Source organism: Cognatundibacterium griseum, from assembly GCF_014284195.1.
Classification (GTDB): Bacteria; Pseudomonadota; Gammaproteobacteria; order Burkholderiales; family Burkholderiaceae_D; genus Undibacterium; species Undibacterium griseum.
Window position 1 is genome coordinate 257,359 of record NZ_JACOGC010000003.1, and the last position, 19,645, is coordinate 277,003.

Below are 19,645 nucleotides of genomic sequence, written 5' to 3' on the forward strand. Positions count from 1 at the left end.
CGGTCCTGAGTTCGTTCAAATGGTAAAATCACGCATCCCGCGCAAAACAAGTCTGCTCAACAATGTATAACAGCTTTCAAAGGCTGGGCACAGATTTGACATAATTTGCAAAATTGTTGTTCTTTGCGCAATAATTTTTCCATTTTACCTCACGAACTCATCATCATGGCTTTTTCCTCCCTGTCCGCCCTTTCTCCGATCGATGGCCGTTATGCCGCCAAAGTTGACGCGCTGCGCGCCACCTTGTCCGAAGCAGGTTTCATGCATCACCGCGTCAAAGTTGAAGTCTCCTGGCTGCAAGCTTTGTCCCAGGCTGGCTTCGATGAGATCAAACCATTTTCTGCCCAGGCCAATGCCTTGTTAGACCAACTGGTGGCGGAGTTCTCGGAAGCCGATGCCGCGCGCATTAAGGAAATCGAAGCCGTCACAAATCATGACGTCAAGGCCGTCGAATACTGGCTCAAGGAAAAAGTAGCGAATTCTGCAGAACTGACTGCTGCCAGTGAATTCATCCACTTTGCCTGTACCTCAGAAGACATCAACAACACCTCGCACGGCATGATGCTGAAAACAGCGCGTGACCAGGTCATGGTGCCGGCACTGCAGAAAGTCATCAGCAAACTGACCGAAATCGCGCATCTGAATGCTGAAGTACCGATGCTGTCACGTACCCACGGTCAGCCAGCCAGCCCGACAACGCTGGGCAAGGAAATCGCCAATGTGGTCGCGCGTCTGCAACGTGCGGTCAAACGCATTGAGCAAGTTGAAATTCTCGGCAAGATGAATGGCGCCGTCGGTAATTACAACGCGCATTTATCGGCATACCCATCGTATGACTGGGAAAATTTTTCCAAAAATGTCATTGAGCAGCGCCTGGGCCTGACTTACAACCCGTACACCATCCAGATCGAACCTCACGACTACATGGCAGAAATGTTCGATGCATTTGCCCGCGTCAACACTATCCTGCTCGATCTGAACCGTGACATCTGGGGTTACATCTCGGTTGGCTATTTCAAACAGAAAACCAAGGCGGGCGAAATCGGTTCCTCCACCATGCCGCACAAAGTCAATCCGATCGACTTTGAAAACTCGGAAGGCAATCTGGGGCTGGCCAATTCCCTGCTGCGCCATCTGTCTGAAAAATTGCCGGTATCACGCTGGCAGCGCGACCTGACCGATTCGACCGTGTTGCGTAACATCGGCGTTGCGTTAGGTTACACCCTGCTCGCTTATGACAGCTGCCTGCGTGGTCTGAACAAGCTGGAAACCAATCCCGAACGCCTCGCAGCCGATCTGGATGCAACCTGGGAAGTGCTGGCAGAGCCAGTCCAGACGGTCATGCGCCGTTACGGTATTGAAAATCCTTATGAGCAGTTGAAAGAACTGACTCGCGGCAAAGGGATTTCGAAAGAAGCGCTGCGTGACTTTGTACAGGGGCTCGCTATTCCGCAGGAAGCAAAGGACCTGCTGCTGGCAATGACACCGGCAAATTACACAGGCATCGCCGTCAAACTGGCGAAGGCAATCTGAGCGCTCCCCTGATCGCCGTACACATAAGGCGGTCTGCCACAATATCCATGATGCCTTGACGCTGGCATCTGAACTTCTGAAAGAGCATCCTGTCTGATGGACGGATGCTCTTTGCATTTGGTCGGCGAGGCATTCCCGGAAAACGGTTCTGCTGAACAGAAAAGCAAGATTGTCAACTTCTGAAAACTTTCTGCAGACTTTCATTTTTTTTGCTATATTAGTTCGCATTAGAACTAATTTCCAATTTAAACAGGATTAAGCATGCGCACCCAACAACGTTTTCCGGGATCGATGATTTTGTTGCACTGGCTGATCGCCGGCCTGATTATCGCCGCCTTCATTCTCGGTACAGTGATGACGGACATGAAAATCAGCCCGACGAAATTACAATATTACGCATACCATAAATGGATAGGCATCACCGTGCTGGGGCTGGTCGCCGTACGCCTCATCAATCGTCTGCTCAGCACACCGCCGGCCTATCCTGCGCACATGAGTCCGTGGCAGGTCATCGCTGCGAATGGCGCGCATAGCATGCTCTACGTGCTGATGTTTGCCGTACCTCTGTCTGGTTATTTTTACACTTCCGCTGCCGGTTATCCGGTGGTGTATCTGGGTCTGTTTGAATTACCGAGCCCGATTGCCCCTAATCCTGAACTCAAATCCCAGCTGAAGGAACTGCATGAAATCCTGACTTATGCCATGCTGGCGCTGGTCTCGCTGCATGTTGCTGCAGTGTTAAAACATCAGATCATTGACAAAGACGGCTTGCTGCACCGCATGCTGCCAGGTCAGACAACTTAAAAAGGACACACGATCATGAAATTCCCGACGCCTTCCAGAACATTGACCACAGCATTGCTGGCAGCCGTCATTGCGGTACCTGCACTGGCTGCCATGACGAAGCTCGATAACACCAAGAGCACGATTGCGATCGTCTTCAAGCAAATGAATGTGCCGGTCGATGCGAAATTCAAGAAATTCACCGCCGCGATCGATTACGATGCTGCCAAACCGGAAACCTCGAAAGCCAGTGTCGAGATTGAACTTGCCAGTTTTGATCTGGGCGATCCGGAGTACAACAAGGAAGTGTTGAAAAAAGAATGGTTTAACACTGCACAATTTCCCAAAGCCAGCTTTGTTTCCAGCAGTATGAAACAAAGTGCGGCCGGAAAACTGGACGTCCACGGCAAACTCACCATCAAAGGTAAAACTGCTGATGTGAGCTTTCCGATGACGGTCAAAAAGGAAGGGAACAGCCAGATTTTTGACGGCAGCCTTCCGATTAAACGCCTGACTTTCAACATTGGCGAAGGCGAATGGAAAGATACGGGCATGGTTGCCGATGAAGTCACCATCAAGTTTCACGTAGTCACGCAATAAATCACCTACCTTATTTGAAAAGGAATATCCCATGAAATTGCATCCAATGATCATCGCCGCTTTGTTCGTCAGCGCAGCACCGGCATTTGCAGATACGTACAATGTCGATCCTAGCCACACCTATCCAAGCTTTGAGGCAGACCACTTTGGGGGCCTGTCCGTATGGCGCGGCAAATTCACCAAGAACAGCGGCAAGATCACTCTGGACCGCGCAGCAAAAACCGGTACCGTCGATATCACGATTGATGCCAGCTCCATCGATTTCGGTCACGAAAAACTGAACGAACATGCACGCTCCAAAGAAATGTTCAATGTCGCGCAATTTCCGACCGCCACTTACAAAGGCACATCGATCAAATTCAATGGCGACACACCGGTGGCTGTTCAGGGTGAATTCACCTTGCTGGGTGTGACACATCCATTGACTCTGACCATCAACAAGTTCAAGTGCATCCAGCATCCGATGCTGAAAAAAGAAGTCTGTGGCGCAGACGCTTCTGCTGAATTCAAGCGTACCGATTTCGGCCTGAACTATGGCATCGCTTACGGCTTCGCACCGGAAGTCAAACTGGCGATTGAAGTAGAAGCGATCAAAGCTGACTGAGAAACTTCAGGTCAATGATTTGCCGCAGCGATGCTTGATGGCAGCGCATTGCGGCAGATCACCGCCTTGCCTGGCCGGTGCAGCCGTCATGGTTCAGCACCGGCTTTTTCATGGACGTATGATGGATAAACGTTATTTACGCAGCATCCGCCTGCTGTCGGAATGCATGCAATTATTCGAACAGGCATCGGCCCGCAAAGTTCGCCAGTTTGGCCTGACCCATTCCCAGTTCGATATTATCGCCACACTCGGCAACACCCCCGGCATGACCTGCAAAGAACTGGGCGAAAGAACCCTGATGACCAAAGGCACGCTGACAGGTGTGCTGGACCGGCTGGAAGAAAAGAGGCTGATACAACGCGAGCGCGGTGCCGATGACCGGCGCCAGCTGTTTGTGCGCCTCAGCAACAGCGGCGAGCAGACTTTTGCCGAAGTTTTTCCACAAGTGGTGGAAAACGGAAAACAGCGCTTCACCAGCTATACCGCGGATGACTATCAGACGCTGGAGGATGCGCTGCTCAAGCTGAAGCAACATCTGGAGCAGGATCAGCGCTGACGGGGGATCATCGGTCGGCTGCCAGCAACCAACAGACTGGCCGCATATATACTCCCCCTCAGTATGTAGAAATGCCCTGATTTTTTATTGATCTCAGGGCATTTTGATTAAAAACACAGGGGAGTATCTGTTTACAACGTATCCCCGACTATCGGACCGCTGCCGCTGAAACGATCCAGTGCCAGATAAATCACCGGTGTAATGAACAGCGTGATCGCCTGCGAGAAAATCAGCCCGCCCACCACCGCCAAACCCAGCGGCTGGCGCAATTCAGCACCGGCCCCCAGTCCCAGCGCAATCGGCAAAGCACCGACCAGCGCGGCCAGCGTGGTCATCATAATCGGCCGGAAACGCTGGATACATGCTTCCCGGATCGCTTCTGCCGGTGTCATGTTGTGATGGCGCTGTGCGTCCAGCGCGAAGTCAATCATCATGATCGCGTTTTTCTTCACGATACCGATCAGCAGCAAAATGCCGATCGTTGCAATCAGTGTCAGATCTTCGCCAAACCATTTCAGAGTCAGTAACGCACCCACCGCAGCCGACGGCAAGCCTGCCAGAATGGTAATCGGATGAATATAACTTTCATACAAAACACCCAGCAGCACATAAATCACCAGCAACGCGGCCACAATCAGCACCACCTGTCCGGACTGCGTGTCCTTGAACACTGCCGCATCACCGCCGTAGGACGTGATAATCGATGCCGGCATTTTCAATTCGTCGCGATACTGCTCAATACGTTTGGTCGCGTCGCCCAGCGCTGTACCTTGCGACAGATTGAATGACACCGTCACTGCCTGCAACTGTCCAACGTGATTAATCGACGTCGGGCCGACGGTGCGCCTGACCATGGCAACGCTCGACAACGGCACCAGTGTGCCGGTATTGCTGCGCAGATAAATACCGTCAATCGCACTTTCGTCTGCCTTCGCTTCAGGACCGACTTCCATGATGATCTGGTAGCTGTCGACATTGGTGTACATGGTCGATATCTGACGCTCACCGAACGCGCTGTACAAAGCCGAACGGATGGCATCCATGCCGACGCCGAGCGTATTGGCACGGTCACGGTCAATCTCCACCGAAGCCTGCAAGCCTTTGAGCTGAGAATCCGTGGTCACATCTTTAAAGCCATTGTCATTACGCAGCTTGTCCTGTAATTTGCCGGCCCAGTCACTCAGCTCACTGGCTTCGACACTCTGCAAAATATACTGATACTGGCTTTTACTCTGACGGCCACCCAGCTGCAGGTTCTGCGTCGGACGCAGGAACACATTGATCCCGGGAACCTGCGCCAGTTTCTTGCGCAAGCCATCCACCACATCCTTCATCGGCTTGCGTTCGTTACGCGGCTTCAGATTCACAAACATCCGGCCCGTATTCTGCGAACCGCTGCCGCCATTGAAAGAGGCGACGGTCAGCACGTTAGGGTCGTCACGGATAATTTTGGCCGCCTTGTCCTGCAATACCAGCATGGCCGGGAAAGACACGTCTTCCGCCGCTTCCGTCGTGACGTTGATCTGTCCGATATCTTCTTGCGGGAAGAATCCTTTTGGAATCGTTTTGAACAGATAGGCCGTCGCGATAAAAGTCAGCAAGGCAATCAGCAACACCATACGACGATGGCGCAGCGCCAGATCCAGGCTGCGGGTATAAGCGCGCAACGAGGCAGTAAAGGCGTTTTCAAAACCATGCAGTATCCATGCTGCCCATTTGGGCGGCTCGGCAAGCTCATGCTCGCTTTTCAGGAAGCGGCTCGCCAGCATCGGAACCAAGGTCAGCGACACGAATGCCGACGCCAGAATCGCCAGGCTGACGATCACCGCAAATTCATGAAACAGCTGGCCAATCACCCCCGGCATGAAAAAAATCGGAATAAAGACCGCCACCAGCGAAGTGGAAATCGAGATGATGGTAAACCCCACCTCGCGCGAACCCTGCAGCGCCGCTTTAAACGGCGGCTCGCCATTTTCAACGTGCCGCATGATGTTTTCCAGCATCACGATCGCATCATCCACCACCAGCCCCACCGCCAGCGTCAGTCCGAGCAGGGAGATGTTGTCCAGCGTATAGCCGAAGCCCCACAGGAGACTGATTGCGCCGACCAGCGAAACCGGCAAGGACAAGGTCGGGATCACCGTCGCAGTCACACGCCGCAGGAACAGGAAAATCACCACTACCACCAGGAATATCGTCAGCAGCAGGGTCAGGTTCACGTCATGCAAAGCATCACGCACCGACACAGAACGGTCATTTACCAGCCCGATTTTGACCGAAGCAGGTAATTGCGCCTGAAAACCCGGCAAGGCCGCTTTGATCGAGTCCACCACCTTCACGGTGTTGGCATCCGTCTGACGCTGGATGCCTAGGGTGATTGAGCTTTCGCCGTTGTAATTCGAAGCCGACTTGACCTGTTCATAACTGTCTTCCACGACCGCCACGTCGCGCAGGCGGATCACCAGTCCGCCTTTATTTCCGACCACCAGATCGGCAAACTGGCTGGCATTGAGCAACTGCCGGTTCGCCAGAATTGTCAGAGTCTGCTTGTCACCATCGAGCGTGCCGACCGGTGTATTGGCATTGGCATTACGGATGCTGGCAGCCAGCTCATCGAGCGTCATATTGCGCAGCGCCAGCTCCTGCGGCTTGACCCGGATGCGGACGGCATAGCGCTTGATACCGTAAATATTGACCTGAGCCACACCGTCGAGCGTGGATAAACTGGGAGAAATCAGATGTTCTGCATAACTGGTCAGTTCAGACAAGGTCATCGACGGCGACCTCAGCGACAGCACCAGCACCGGCGCATCCGCCGGATTCACTTTCCGGTACGAAGGTGGCGAAGTCATATCCACCGGCAGCGACCGCTGCGCACGCAGCAAGGCGGCCTGCACATCCACTGCGGCCACATCAATATTCCGGTTCTGGTCAAATTCCAGCGTCAGCGAGGTATTGCCTATCGTATTGCTGGAACTGATGACGGACAGGCCGGGAATGGTTGCAAACTGTTTTTCCAGAGGCAACGCCACCGATGTTGCCATTGTTTCGGGACTCGCGCCCGGCAGATTGGCATTCACGCTGATGACGGGAGTGTTATAACTTGGTAAAGCCGCTACCGGAATAAAGCGGTAAGCCAGTACGCCGGCCAGCACCACCGACAGATTCAGCAACACCGTCATCACCGGACGGCGGATAAACAGCTCAGATAAATTCATGATGCGCTCGCTGCCGATGCTGGTTTGTCTGTTGATTTTTCCTGACCGCTGCCGCCAGCCTGATGGTTTTTGCCGGATTTTGCGCCGTCCTTCGCGTCATTGTCGCGCTCTTTCACCGCGGCGCCAGGATGCAGATTCTGTTTGCCATCGAGGACAATTCTGGTACCCGCCGCGATACCTGTCACCACGGCATCCGTTCCGAAACTCTGGGTCACCACGACCGGCCTGAGTTCCGCCTTCTCTTCCGCAGTGACCGCATAAACCGATTTGCCACGCGCGCTGACGATCACCGCATCCTGCGGCACCACCACAGCATCCTTGAGTGTCTGTACGCTGAGTTCCACGGTGACATAAGCACCCGGCCACAACTTCATTTCCTTATTATCGAAAATCGCTTTGACCTTGACTGTCCCGGACGCTGCATCAACCGCATTATCGACAAACTGCAGTTTCCCTTTGAACGGTGTGACACCGTCCGGTAATCTGGCCGTGACATAACTATCAGCGCGGCGCATGCTTTCCAGCGCATCCGGCAGATTCCGTTGCGGCAAGGGGAAAGTGATCGCAATCGGATCAATCTGGGTAATGGTCACCAGAGCCGGTGTGGTGGCGCTTGGCTGCACCAGCGAACCCGGATAAACACTGATGATGCCGGTGCGGCCGGCAGACGGCGCCACGATCCGGTCATAGCTCAGCGCAACTTTGGCGGCGACCACCGCTGCCTTATCCGAAGCCACCACTGCTGACTGGGCATCTACCGCCGCCTGGCTGGTGTCGAGCGCACTCTGCGCCACGAATTTTTTAGCCACCAGTTCTTTGCTGCGCACCAACTGGCGCTGATAATCGGCCAATGTGGCGAGGTCCTTGTCCATTTGCGCCTGCGCCTTTGCCAGATTTACCTCATCAGCGCGGCTATCCAGCGTGAACAGTAACTCACCGGCTTTCACAAACTGACCTTCGCGGATATGCACTTTGCTGACAGTGCTGGTCACCTGCGGCCGGATATCCACGGTATTCAGAGCCGACACCGTGCCATTGGCAGAAATCCGGACCGGGTAGTCGCGCTGTTGCGCCAATACCGTTGACACACTGACAGGACGCGCCGAAGCATCCCCGTTTTTTCCTGCCGCACCACTGGCGGATGCGCCAGTGTCAGCCTTGTTCAGAGTTGAAGGAACGGCAAAATACCAGGTGCCGCCGGCAAGCGCGGCAATCACGGCGACGATAGTCAGTGTTTTGTATTGGCTCATGTTGTTTTTATCCTTTGCAGATGCTTTCAGACTGGCGCAGGACAGGAAAGTTCGGTGGAATTGCTGGATGACTGCGGAGAAAACGTATCAAATCAATGCGTAAAGTACGAAATTGAAACAGCACAATACCTGCGCCAGATTTACTGTTGATAGTAAAACGAGAAGGCGATATCAAAGATGAATTTTTTTCCAGTCAGCGGCAGACGGCTATGCTACCAAAGAAAAAGCCAGCATCAATGCTGGCTTCCTCTGCCGATACCTTACGTTACACCAAAGTCAGGTAGCGGAATGTCTGATGCAGGTGATAGGCTCAGACGACGGCACCATCGGTATCGTCTTTTTCCTTGACCGGTTTGATCAGGTCTTCGCGCGTCACACCCAGCCACATCGCAATCGCGGCAGCCACGAATACCGACGAGTAAATACCGAAACAGATACCGATCGTCAGCGCCACTGCAAAATAATGCAGTGTCGGCCCGCCGATCAGCAACATCGACAGCACCATCATCTGGGTGCAGCCGTGGGTAATGATCGTGCGGGAAATGGTGCTGGTAATCGCGTTATCGATAACTTCCTTCACGCTCATCTTGCGCTGCTTGCGGAAGTTTTCACGGATACGGTCAAAAATAACTACCGACTCATTCACCGAATACCCAAGTACAGCCAGCACCGCCGCCAGTACCGAGAGATTGAATTCCCATTGGAAGAAAGCGAAGAAACCGAGAATAATCACCACGTCATGCAAGTTCGCGACAATCGCTGCAATCGCAAACTTCCATTCAAACCGGATCGCCAGATAAATCACCACGCCCAACACCACAAACAGCAAAGCCATCAGACCGTCATGCGCCAGTTCGTCACCCACCTGGGCGCCAACCTGCTCAACACGCTGCTGACGGACTTCCGGGTCTTTGGCCTGCAGAGCCTGCATGACCTGAGTTGCCTGATCTGCTGCGGTCATCGTCTTTGACAACGGCAGGCGGATCACCACATCCTGCGCCTTACCAAAAGTCTGTACCGGTGCATCGGTGTACCCCAGTCCTTCCACGGTGCGGCGGATCGCATCCACGTCGGCAGCTTTCGGATAGGTGACTTCCATCACGGTGCCACCGGTAAACTCAACTGAAAAATGCAGCCCTTTGTGCAGCAGGAAAAACACTGCCGCCACAAAAGTCAGCGCCGAAATGACATTGAAAATCAGCGCATGGCGCATGAAAGGAATGTCTTTTTTAATGCGGAATAATTCCATAATAGATTCCTGAATCCTTATCTTGGCTACGCGGTCACTGCTTTACATCAGTCTGTACATCTGCTGCTGGCTTCCAGATCTGTCCGATCGAAATCGAGGCCAGCTTTTTCTGACGGCCGTACCAGAAATTCACCACGCCGCGCGAAACAAAGACCGATGAAAAAATCGAAGTCAGAATCCCGAGGCAATGCACCACCGCGAAACCGCGGATCGCACCGGAGCCGAAAATCAACAACGCCAGACCGACGATCAGCGTGGTCACGTTGGAATCGAGAATCGTCGCCCAGGCATGGGCAAAGCCTTCTTCTATCGCTTTTTGCGGAGACTTGCCGCTGCGCAGTTCTTCGCGGATACGCTCGTTAATGAGCACGTTGGCATCAATCGCCATACCGAGCGCCAGCGCAATCGCGGCGATTCCCGGCAAAGTCAGTGTCGCCTGCAACAGGGACAGGATCGCCACCAGCAGCAGCAGGTTCACAGACAAAGCCAGCACACTGAAGAAGCCGAACATCAGGTAATAGATCACCATGAAAATCGAAATCGCGGCAAAACCGTACAGCGTGGAATTGCGTCCCTGCTTGATGTTTTCAACACCCAGCTGCGGACCAATGGTGCGCTCTTCAATGATTTCCATTGGTGCGGCCAGTGAACCGGCACGCAGCAGCAAGGCCAGATCGGATGCAGCCGTCGTGGACCCCATGCCGGTAATACGGAAGCGGGAACCTAACTCATCCTGAATAGTGGCTACGGTCAAAACTTCGCCCTTGCCCTTTTCAAACAGGACAATCGCCATCTTCTTACCGATTTTATTACGGGTCGCCTCACGCATCTTGCGTCCACCGTCGCCGTTCAGATCGATACTGACCGCAGGTTGCTGATGCTCATCAAAACTGGCCGATGCGCCGGCAATATAGTCGCCGGTAATCACAGGCTCTTTGTACAAAATCGCAGGGGCGCCACGGCCAACCTTGAACAGCTCTGAACCAAAAGGAACCGGAGTGCTCTCATCCACCGGGCCGATCACGGACTCGTCCGACAGACGCACTTCCAGTGTCGCGGTACGGCCAATGATTTCCTTGGCGCGCGCCACATCCTGCACACCCGGCAGCTGCACCACGATACGGTCAGGACCTTGCTGCTGGATGATCGGTTCGGCCACACCGAGTTCGTTTACCCGTTTCGACAACGCGGTAATATTCTGCTTCACACCCTCGGTAATGACCGCTTTCAGCGATTCCGGTTTCAGGCTGACCTGCAGATTGAATTCGCTGTTATCTGTACTCGCCACATCCGTCAGGCTGACGTCATTCATTTGTGACGACAGCACATTTCTTGCTGCATTGCGTGTTTCCGCTTCACGGAAACGGACGGTGATCGCATCACCATCCCGGCTGATGCCGGCATGACGCACATCTTTTTCGCGCAAGGCAGAACGGATCGAAGACTGCAATCCCTGCACCCGCTTCTGCATCACTGCCTTGGTATCCACCTGCATCAGAAAATGCACGCCGCCGCGCAGATCCAGCCCCAGATACATCGGCAGCGCATTCATGCTCTGCAGCCACTTCGGCGTATTCGATAACAGATTAAAAGCGACGGTGTATGTCGGATCGGCAGGGTCGGTGTTCAGCGCTTTTTCCAGCACATCTTTCGCCTTGAACTGGGTATCCGTATCCACGAAACGTGCCCGCACGGAACCTTGCATACCGTTGAAATCATAAAAAACGCCACTGTCTTTCAAACCTGCCTGCTGCAAGGTTTGTTCGACGCGGGTTTTCATGCTTTCATCAATTTTGACTGTCGATTTGGCGCTGCTGATCTGCACTGCCGGCGACTCGCCGAAGAAATTCGGTGCGGTGTACAGTCCGCCGAATATCAGTGCAATCAAAATCAGCAAATACTTCCAGAGTGGATAGCGATTCATAATAAAAAAGAAAATTGGAAGCTCAAAAGAACAACGCAGTCCAGTTCATCTGTGGACTGCGTTGCCGGTATATGCCGATTAAATCGCTTTAATGGTGCCTTTCGGCAGCAGTGCGGTAATGGCCACTTTCTGCACCACGAGTTCGGTGCCCTCAGCCACTTCCAGCGTCACGTAGCTTTCGCTGACTTTCGTGACCTTGCCCAGCACACCACCGGCAGTCACGACTTCGTCGTTTTTCGCCAGTGCATCCATCATGGATTTCTGTTCTTTCTGACGCTTCATCTGTGGACGGATCATCAGGAAATACAACACCACAAACATCAGTACCAATGGCAGAAAGCTCATCAGACCACCGTCAGCGCCGATTCCGGCTGATTGCGCATAAGCGTTGGAAATAAACACGTTCAGACTCCGTTGTAATATAAATTTGACCAGCATTCAGATCTGACTATCAAATCTGCAACACTGACTTCAGCAAATGGTGACACTACATCCCATTTCAACTGCTAAAGCGCCACATTCTAGCATTGACGCCAAGGCAATTGGCGATTCTGCGTTCAGACCCCGCGCGCGCGGTCGGTATGAAATTCCTGAACGAATTCCGGGAAACGTTCTTCGTCCAGCGCCTTGCGGATGTTTTTCATCAGATCCAGGTAATAATGCAGGTTATGGATGGTATTTAAGCGCGCACCCAGAATTTCGCCGGTACGGTGCAGGTGATGCAGATAAGCGCGGGAAAAGTTTTTGCATGTATAACAGGAACAGGTGGCATCCAGCGGCTCTTTATCTTCCTTGTAACGCGCATTCTTGATTTTCACATCGCCGTAGCGCGTGAAAATCCAGCCGTTGCGGGCGTTACGGGTCGGCATCACGCAGTCGAACATGTCGATACCGTTTGCCACTCCTGCCACCAGGTCTTCCGGCGTACCGACACCCATCAGGTAATGCGGCTTGTTTTCCGGCAGTTTCGGGCCGGTATGCGCCAGAATGCGCATCATGTCTTCCTTTGGCTCACCAACCGACAAACCGCCGATGGCAATACCGTGAAAGCCCAGCTCGTTCAAGCCCGCCAGCGATTCGTCGCGCAGATGTTCAAACATGCCGCCCTGCACGATGCCGAACAAGGCGTTCGGATTGTCGGTGCGTTTGAATTCGTCGATTGAACGCTGCGCCCAGCGCAGGGACATACGCATCGACTTGCCGGCCTCTTCCGTCGTGGCGGGGCGGCCGTCGATTTCATACGGCGTGCATTCGTCAAACTGCATCACGATGTCTGAATTCAGCGAACGCTGAATCTGCATCGATATTTCCGGCGACAGAAACAGGCGCTCACCGCTGATCGGCGAAGAAAATTTCACGCCTTCTTCGGTAATCTTGCGCATGGCGCCGAGCGAAAATACCTGAAAACCGCCGGAATCGGTCAGGATCGGTTTGTCCCAGCCCATAAAATCGTGCAGGCCGCCAAATTTATTCAATACATCCAGCCCGGGACGCAACCACAAGTGGAAGGTATTGCCCAAAATGATCTGGGCATCAATTTCCTTTAATTCCAGCGGCGACATGGCTTTCACCGAGCCGTACGTGCCAACCGGCATGAAGATGGGGGTTTCAATCTCGCCGTGGTTGACTTTGACCCGGCCGCGCCGGGCCGCTGTGGTTTTGTCTTTTTTGATTAAGGTAAATTCAAGCATCACTTTTCCTCATGCATCTCACAGATGCACATTCATCTTCAGGGCTGACGCAAAATTGTCCTGCCGAAGGAGCGCCGCCAACCGCGCATCATTACGGTGAAGCAGAGCAACCATGCCAGGGCGGTTTTGCGTCAGTCCTGAACGCATTAATTTTCGGACTGTAACAGCATCCGGATCACGCCGGATAGCGGGTATCGCCTTATTTTTTTCCCGACTGATTTGTCAGCAGCATGGCGTCACCGTAACTGAAGAAACGGTAACGCTGTGCAACGGCATGCGCATAGGCGGCGCGGATAGGCGCATAGCCGGCAAATGCCGACACCAGCATCATCAGCGTGGATTTCGGCAAATGGAAATTGGTAATCAGCCGGTCCACGGTTTTAAATACATAACCCGGAGTGATGAATAACCGAGTATCTGCGCTGCCCGCTTCCAGCTGTCCGCTCTGCGATGCCGATTCCAGTGCGCGCATACTGGTGGTGCCGACCGCAATCACGCTGCCGCCGCTGGCCTTGACCTGCCGGATCAGCGCCACAGTCTCTTCCGGCACGGTATACCATTCGCTGTGCATCACATGCTCACTCAGGTTTTCCACCCGCACCGGCTGGAAAGTGCCGGCACCGACATGCAGCGTCACATAAGCGAGCTGGATTCCTTTATCGCGGCAACGCTGCAGCAACGCCTCATCAAAATGCAGTCCCGCGGTCGGTGCCGCCACCGCGCCCGGCACCCGGCTGTAAACCGTCTGATAACGCTGTTCATCAAAATCGTCGGCATCATGTTCGATGTAAGGCGGCAACGGCAGGCGACCATAACGCTCCAGCAGCGAAAAGACATCCTCCGGGAAAAACAGCGTAAAAAACTCCCCCTCGCGCTCTCCGACAATCACATCAAACGCATCAGCCAACCGGATCCGGCTGCCGGGCAAAGGCGATTTGGAAGCCCGCATCTGCACCAGCACGCGCCGGTCCTGTTCCGTATTAGAGACAATCCGCTCTACCAGCAGCTGCACTTTGCCACCGGTTTCCTTCACCCCGTGAAAACGCGCCTTCAGAACCCGCGTATCATTAAAAACGAGCACATCCCCCGCCGACAACTGATCCAGCACATCGGCAAAATGCCGGTCTGTCAGCCGGTCGCCATCCACATGCAACAGGCGCGACGCGGTACGGTCAGGCAAAGGTGTCTGAGCGATCAGCGCATCAGGCAATTCAAAATCAAAGTCACTCAGAGAATAATTCATACACGGAAAGCGGAAAAAACAGAACAAAATGCTGCGCACTGTATAAAAAATCAGTAAAATGCATCTCAACCCAGTGTTACCTGATGGCCAGACTAACAGCAAAACCCACCATTTTACACTCATGGCAGCTGAAGACCCAAGCGCGCATTCCGCCACTCCCTCCGCTCAGGCAAACGCGGCTGATCAGCGCCAGCGTAAAAAACCGCGCACCCCGTCTGCCAGAACGGCTTCCGCCGCATCAAACGCCAGCCAGACCAGCAAAATCAGCGACAAGCTGGCACGGCTCGGATTGCGTACTGATATGGATTTTGTGCTGCATCTGCCGATGCGTTATGAAGATGAAACCCAGGTGCTCGATATCCGCGAGGCAGCGCTGCGCGGCGGCAGCCAGGTACAGATCGAAGGTGAAGTGCTCAGTGCGGATGTGCAATACAGGCCGCGCCGCCAGCTGATCGTCACAATCGCCGATGACAGCGGCCAGGCGATACTGCGGTTCCTGAATTTTTACGGCAGCCAGCTCAAACAGTTTTCTGCAGGCGCGAGAGTTCGCGCCCGTGGCGAATTGCGGCATGGTTTTGCCGGACCGGAAATCGTGCATCCGTCTTATAAAATGGTGATCCAGGGCGCGCCCCTGCCAACCGCGCTGACACCGGTCTACCACACCGCTGAAGGTATTTCGCAACCCCTGCTACGCAAAGCAATTGCCAGCGCAATGATGCGCAGCGAATGGCGCGATACGCTGTCTCCTGCGCGCCTCGCAGCACTCGGCCTACAGGACTTTGAAACCAGCGTCCGGCTGTTGCACAATCCACCACCGGAAGCCGACCAGTACAGCTTACTGGAAAAACATCATCCCGCCTGGCAAAGGATGAAATTCGATGAACTGCTGGCACAGCAGCTGTCACTGAAACGGGCCCAGCAAACACGCCGCCGCCAGGGTGCCAGCGCACTGCCGCTGGTGGGCGAACTCAGCAATGCTTTTTTGCTGACATTGCCATTCTCACTCACCGGGGCGCAGGAAAAAGTGCTGGCAGAAATCCGTCACGATTTGCGCCAGACCTTTCCCATGCAAAGATTGTTGCAGGGTGATGTCGGCAGCGGAAAAACCATCGTGGCGGCATTGGCAGCGGCGCAGGCGATCGACAATGGTTTTCAGGCCGCACTGATGGCCCCGACCGAAATTCTGGCGGAACAGCATTTCCGGAAAATTGCCGCCTGGCTCGAACCGCTGGGCGTCCGCACCGCCTGGCTCACCGGCAGTCTGAAGAAAAAAGAAAAAGAGCAGGCCAGCGCGCTGATTGCCAGCGGCGAAGCGCAGCTGATCATCGGTACTCACGCATTGATTCAGGACACCGTCCAGTTCAAAAAACTAGGCCTGACGATTGTCGATGAACAGCACCGCTTCGGCGTTGGTCAGCGCCTGAATCTGGCCAATAAAGCCGAAGCAGGAAAAATACCGCATCAGCTGATGATGTCTGCCACACCGATACCGCGCACGCTGGCGATGACTTATTTTGCCGATCTGGAAGTATCGGTCATTGACGAACTGCCGCCGGGACGCACACCAGTGCTGACCAGGGTGATTGACCAGCAGCGGCGCGATGAAGTCATCGCCCGGGTGCACGCGGCAGCGCTGGAGGGGCGGCAGGTGTACTGGGTCTGCCCGCTGATCGAAGAATCCGAAGCATTGCAGTTACAGACGGCCACCGACACCCACGCCATGCTATCGGCTGCCCTGCCCGACATCCGGATAGCACTGGTGCACGGTCGCCTGAAGCCTGCCCAAAAGCAGGCTGTGATGGCAGATTTCAGCCGGCAGCAGACTCAGGTGCTGGTCGCCACCACGGTTATCGAAGTCGGGGTGGATGTGCCAAACGCCAGCCTGATGGTGATTGAACATGCAGAACGTTTCGGCCTGTCGCAGCTGCATCAGTTGCGCGGCCGGGTCGGCCGTGGCGCCGCCGCCAGCATCTGCCTGCTGCTGTACCAGAGCCCCCTGGGCGATACGGCCAGACAGCGACTGGCAATCATGCGCGAGAGTAACGACGGCTTTGACATCGCCCGCAAAGACCTGGAGTTGCGCGGCCCCGGCGAATTTCTGGGTGCGCGCCAGTCCGGCGAGGCGCTGCTCCGCTTTGCCGATCTGGAAACCGACCAGCCGCTGGTGGAAAAAGCCCGCAATCTGGCGGAAGAATTATTGCGGGATGATCCCGTCACTGTCGCCGCCCATCTGCACCGCTGGATGGGAAATAAAGAAGAATTTCTCCGGGTCTGAACATGTCGCCCGGCCTGTGTCCCATCGATACCCTGCGATACCAGCCACCTCATTTTTTTAACAGGATTTTCCCATGCTGACTTTCCTCAAAGCCGATCTGCGCAACGACCGGCATACCAGTGACCTGCTGCATCTGCTCAACAGCTATGCGCTCGACCCGATGGGCGGCGGCGAGGCACTCTCACCTTATTGCCGCCAGCATCTGATTTCCGAATTACAGCAGCGGGAGCGCACCGTGCACGCTTTCCTGCTGTATCAGGATCATGTGGCGGCGGCATTCTCAATCTGTATCGAGGGCTTCTCCACGTTTGCCTGCAAACCGCTGCTGAATATTCATGATTTTGCAGTGCATCCGGATTTCCGCGGACGGCAGCTCGGTAAACATCTGATGAGCCAGATCAGCCAATACGCAGAACAGCATGGCTTCTGCAAACTGACGCTAGAAGTATTGGAAGGAAATCATCCGGCACAGGCACTGTACCGCTCTCAGGGTTTTGCCGGCTACGAACTGAATCCGGCGATGGGTGGCGCCATCGTGATGCAGAAAAAATTCTGAACCAGATCGCCCGAATCTGAATACACCCTCCAGTCATCACAGGGTAGAATCAGCAGCACTTTACCTGCTGCATTAACTTCGATAAGGATGACGACATGAGCTTAGATTTCAAAGGCCGCGTAGCGATTGTAACTGGCGCCGGTGGCGGTCTGGGGCGCGAACACGCGCTGGCGCTGGCGGCACGGGGCGCCAAAGTGGTGGTGAATGATCTCGGCAGCGCAACCGATGGCTCTGGCGGCTCCTCCGCTGCGGCATTGGCCGTGGTCGAAGAAATCCGTGCAGCCGGTGGCGAAGCGATTGCCAATGGCGCTTCCGTGACGGATTTTGCAGCCGTGCAGGCAATGGTGGCAGATGCTATGGCAACCTGGGGCAGAGTCGATATCCTGATCAACAACGCCGGCATTTTGTGCGACAAGAGTTTCGCCAAAATGGAAATCGATGATTTCCGCCTCGTGATTGATGTGCACCTGATGGGCGCGGTGCATTGCTGCAAAGCGGTCTGGCCGGTGATGATGGAACAAAAATACGGCCGCATCGTGATGACGACCTCCTCCTCCGGACTGTATGGTAACTTCGGTCAGTCGAATTACGGCGCGGCCAAACTGGCGCTGGTCGGCCTGATGCAGACGCTGGCGCTGGAAGGCGCGAAATACGATATCCGCGTTAACAGCCTGGCACCAACCGCAGCCACCCGTATGACTGAAAGCCTGTTCCCCGCAGAATTCCTGCAGGCACTGAAACCGGCAGACGTCGTGCCTGCCATGCTGGTTCTGGCGGCAGAAAATGCGCCAAGCCGCGCTATTCTGTGCGCCGGCGCAGGCAGCTTTGAGGCCGCCCATATCACACTGACACAAGGCATCTGGGTCGGACGCGACAGCGATGCACCGGAACAACTGGCGGCACGGCTGGCTGAAGTCAGACAGCGCGATGGCGAAAACGTCCCGGACAGCGGTGCAGCGCAGGGACACCTGGAACTGACAAAAGCGATGTCTCAGCTGCAGAAAAACTGAGTTTGCCCTGATGTGCCCTGGCTTGCCAAACAGGCAAGCCAGGGAATTTTATACTCCCCCGGTGTATATGAAAAAATCAGCCTGATGCCATTGAAAGCAAAGGGCGAAAAAATATACTCCCCCCGTTTCCTGCATCCTGACAGGATGTTTTAAAACAGATTGCTGACGTCAGCGCCAGTCTGTGCCACACTAAGCGCATGACCCTCACCGAATTAAAATATATCGTCGCCGTCGCGCGCGAAAAGCACTTCGGCCATGCCGCAGAGGCCTGTTTTGTCGCGCAGCCGACGCTGTCGGTCGCCATTAAAAAACTCGAAGATGAGTTAGGCGTCACCATTTTTGAACGGGGCGGCAGCGAAGTATCCACCACCCCGCTGGGTACGCAGATTGTCGCCCAGGCCGAACGTGTGCTGGAGCAAACTGCAGCCATCAAGGAAATTGCCAAACAAAATAAAGATCCGCTGGCCGGCTCCTTCCGCCTCGGCGTGATTTACACGATCGGCCCTTATCTGCTGCCGGTGCTGGTCAAGACCATGATTCAGCAGGTTCCGCAAATGCCACTGGTGTTGCAGGAAAATTTCACGGTCAAGCTGATTGAGCTGTTGCGTCAGGGTGAACTCGACGCCGCGATCATGGCCCTGCCCCTGCCTGATCAGGGGATGATGGTGCAACCCCTGTATGACGAACCCTTTGTCGTTGCCATGCCGCGACAGCATCCCTGGGCCGGCCGAGACAGCATTCCTGCGGCCGAGTTGAAATCCGAAACCATGCTGCTGCTGGGCAACGGACACTGCTTCCGCGATCAGGTGCTGGAAGTCTGTCCGGAAATGGCACGCTTTTCGACATCCGGCGATGGCATTGCCCGTACATTCGAAGGCTCTTCGCTGGAGACTATTCGTCACATGGTCGCCTCCGGCATCGGCCTGACTGTGCTGCCAGTCGCCTCCATACCGGATATGCATGCGCAGGATGGCATGCTGCGTTACGTGCCGTTTGAATCGCCGGCACCGGAACGGCGCGTCGTCATTGCCTGGCGCAAGAGCTTCACCCGTCAGGCTGCAATTGAAGCAATCCGGAAAGCGGTGCTGGCTTGCCACCTGCCGGGAGTCACCATGCTGGACGAAGCTCCTGGCGTGCAATAAATCCCGCCCTG

General features: G+C 54.7%; 16 protein-coding genes. 9 read left to right on the forward strand and 7 right to left on the reverse strand.

Features of this window, described 5'->3' with window-relative positions; translation table 11 throughout:
* The first annotated feature begins 165 nt into the window (after positions 1–165).
* The 5 genes from purB to H8K27_RS09485 all read left to right on the forward strand — a co-directional run bounded on the left by purB (position 166) and on the right by H8K27_RS09485 (position 4,076).
* Complete coding sequence (purB, locus tag H8K27_RS09465; protein ID WP_186862931.1) at positions 166–1,533, forward strand: adenylosuccinate lyase; 1,368 nt, start codon at positions 166–168, stop codon at positions 1,531–1,533.
* Positions 1,534–1,794: 261 nt separating this feature from the next.
* Entirely contained in the window at positions 1,795–2,337 is a 543-nt protein-coding gene (locus tag H8K27_RS09470; RefSeq protein WP_186862932.1) for a cytochrome b, read from the forward strand.
* Positions 2,338–2,352: 15 nt separating this feature from the next.
* Positions 2,353–2,916, forward strand: coding sequence for a YceI family protein (locus H8K27_RS09475; RefSeq protein ID WP_186862933.1), 564 nt, complete (start codon positions 2,353–2,355; stop codon positions 2,914–2,916).
* 31 nt (positions 2,917–2,947) lie between these two features.
* On the forward strand, positions 2,948–3,520 hold the full coding sequence (locus H8K27_RS09480) for a YceI family protein (protein WP_186862934.1): 573 nt from the start codon (positions 2,948–2,950) through the stop codon (positions 3,518–3,520).
* 118 nt (positions 3,521–3,638) lie between these two features.
* Positions 3,639–4,076, forward strand: a complete 438-nt coding sequence (locus tag H8K27_RS09485) for a MarR family winged helix-turn-helix transcriptional regulator (RefSeq protein WP_329604381.1) — start codon at positions 3,639–3,641, stop codon at positions 4,074–4,076.
* Between the two features lie 131 nt (positions 4,077–4,207).
* Here the strand turns inward: H8K27_RS09485 and H8K27_RS09490 are convergent, their stop codons facing one another.
* From H8K27_RS09490 to queA, 7 genes are all read right to left on the reverse strand, one after another.
* The gene (locus H8K27_RS09490; RefSeq protein WP_186862935.1) at positions 4,208–7,294 is read right to left on the reverse strand and encodes an efflux RND transporter permease subunit; all 3,087 of its coding nucleotides are present in this window, start codon (positions 7,292–7,294) and stop codon (positions 4,208–4,210) included.
* Positions 7,291–8,544 carry an efflux RND transporter periplasmic adaptor subunit gene (locus tag H8K27_RS09495; protein WP_186862936.1) on the reverse strand — a complete coding sequence of 418 codons (1,254 nt, stop codon included), beginning with the start codon at positions 8,542–8,544 and terminating at the stop codon, positions 7,291–7,293. Before H8K27_RS09495 ends, H8K27_RS09490 begins: the two co-directional genes overlap by 4 nt.
* 310 nt (positions 8,545–8,854) lie before the next feature.
* Positions 8,855–9,793, reverse strand: a complete 939-nt coding sequence (gene secF, locus H8K27_RS09500; protein ID WP_176802731.1) for a protein translocase subunit SecF — start codon at positions 9,791–9,793, stop codon at positions 8,855–8,857.
* Between the two features lie 34 nt (positions 9,794–9,827).
* Positions 9,828–11,717: a protein translocase subunit SecD gene (secD, locus tag H8K27_RS09505; RefSeq protein ID WP_186862937.1), complete on the reverse strand. Its 1,890-nt coding sequence runs from the start codon at positions 11,715–11,717 to the stop codon at positions 9,828–9,830.
* Positions 11,718–11,795: 78 nt separating this feature from the next.
* A complete protein-coding gene (gene yajC / locus H8K27_RS09510; protein ID WP_176802733.1) occupies positions 11,796–12,119 on the reverse strand; it encodes a preprotein translocase subunit YajC in 324 nt (107 codons plus the stop codon).
* 155 nt (positions 12,120–12,274) lie between these two features.
* Complete coding sequence (gene tgt / locus H8K27_RS09515; protein ID WP_186862938.1) at positions 12,275–13,408, reverse strand: tRNA guanosine(34) transglycosylase Tgt; 1,134 nt, start codon at positions 13,406–13,408, stop codon at positions 12,275–12,277.
* Between the two features lie 199 nt (positions 13,409–13,607).
* Positions 13,608–14,651 carry a tRNA preQ1(34) S-adenosylmethionine ribosyltransferase-isomerase QueA gene (gene queA / locus H8K27_RS09520; protein WP_186862939.1) on the reverse strand — a complete coding sequence of 348 codons (1,044 nt, stop codon included), beginning with the start codon at positions 14,649–14,651 and terminating at the stop codon, positions 13,608–13,610.
* Between the two features lie 121 nt (positions 14,652–14,772).
* On the opposite strand from queA, the gene recG reads away from it, so the two are divergent.
* The 4 genes from recG (at position 14,773) to H8K27_RS09540 (ending at position 19,634) form a co-directional block, all read left to right on the forward strand.
* Entirely contained in the window at positions 14,773–16,926 is a 2,154-nt protein-coding gene (gene recG, locus H8K27_RS09525) for an ATP-dependent DNA helicase RecG (protein WP_186863116.1), read from the forward strand.
* A gap of 73 nt (positions 16,927–16,999) precedes the next feature.
* Positions 17,000–17,482 (forward strand): GNAT family N-acetyltransferase, encoded by a 483-nt coding sequence (locus H8K27_RS09530; RefSeq protein WP_186862940.1) that lies wholly within the window; start codon positions 17,000–17,002, stop codon positions 17,480–17,482.
* A gap of 95 nt (positions 17,483–17,577) precedes the next feature.
* A complete protein-coding gene (locus H8K27_RS09535; RefSeq protein WP_186862941.1) occupies positions 17,578–18,492 on the forward strand; it encodes an SDR family NAD(P)-dependent oxidoreductase in 915 nt (304 codons plus the stop codon).
* A gap of 197 nt (positions 18,493–18,689) precedes the next feature.
* A complete protein-coding gene (locus tag H8K27_RS09540; protein ID WP_186862942.1) occupies positions 18,690–19,634 on the forward strand; it encodes a hydrogen peroxide-inducible genes activator in 945 nt (314 codons plus the stop codon).
* Positions 19,635–19,645 lie beyond the last annotated feature (11 nt).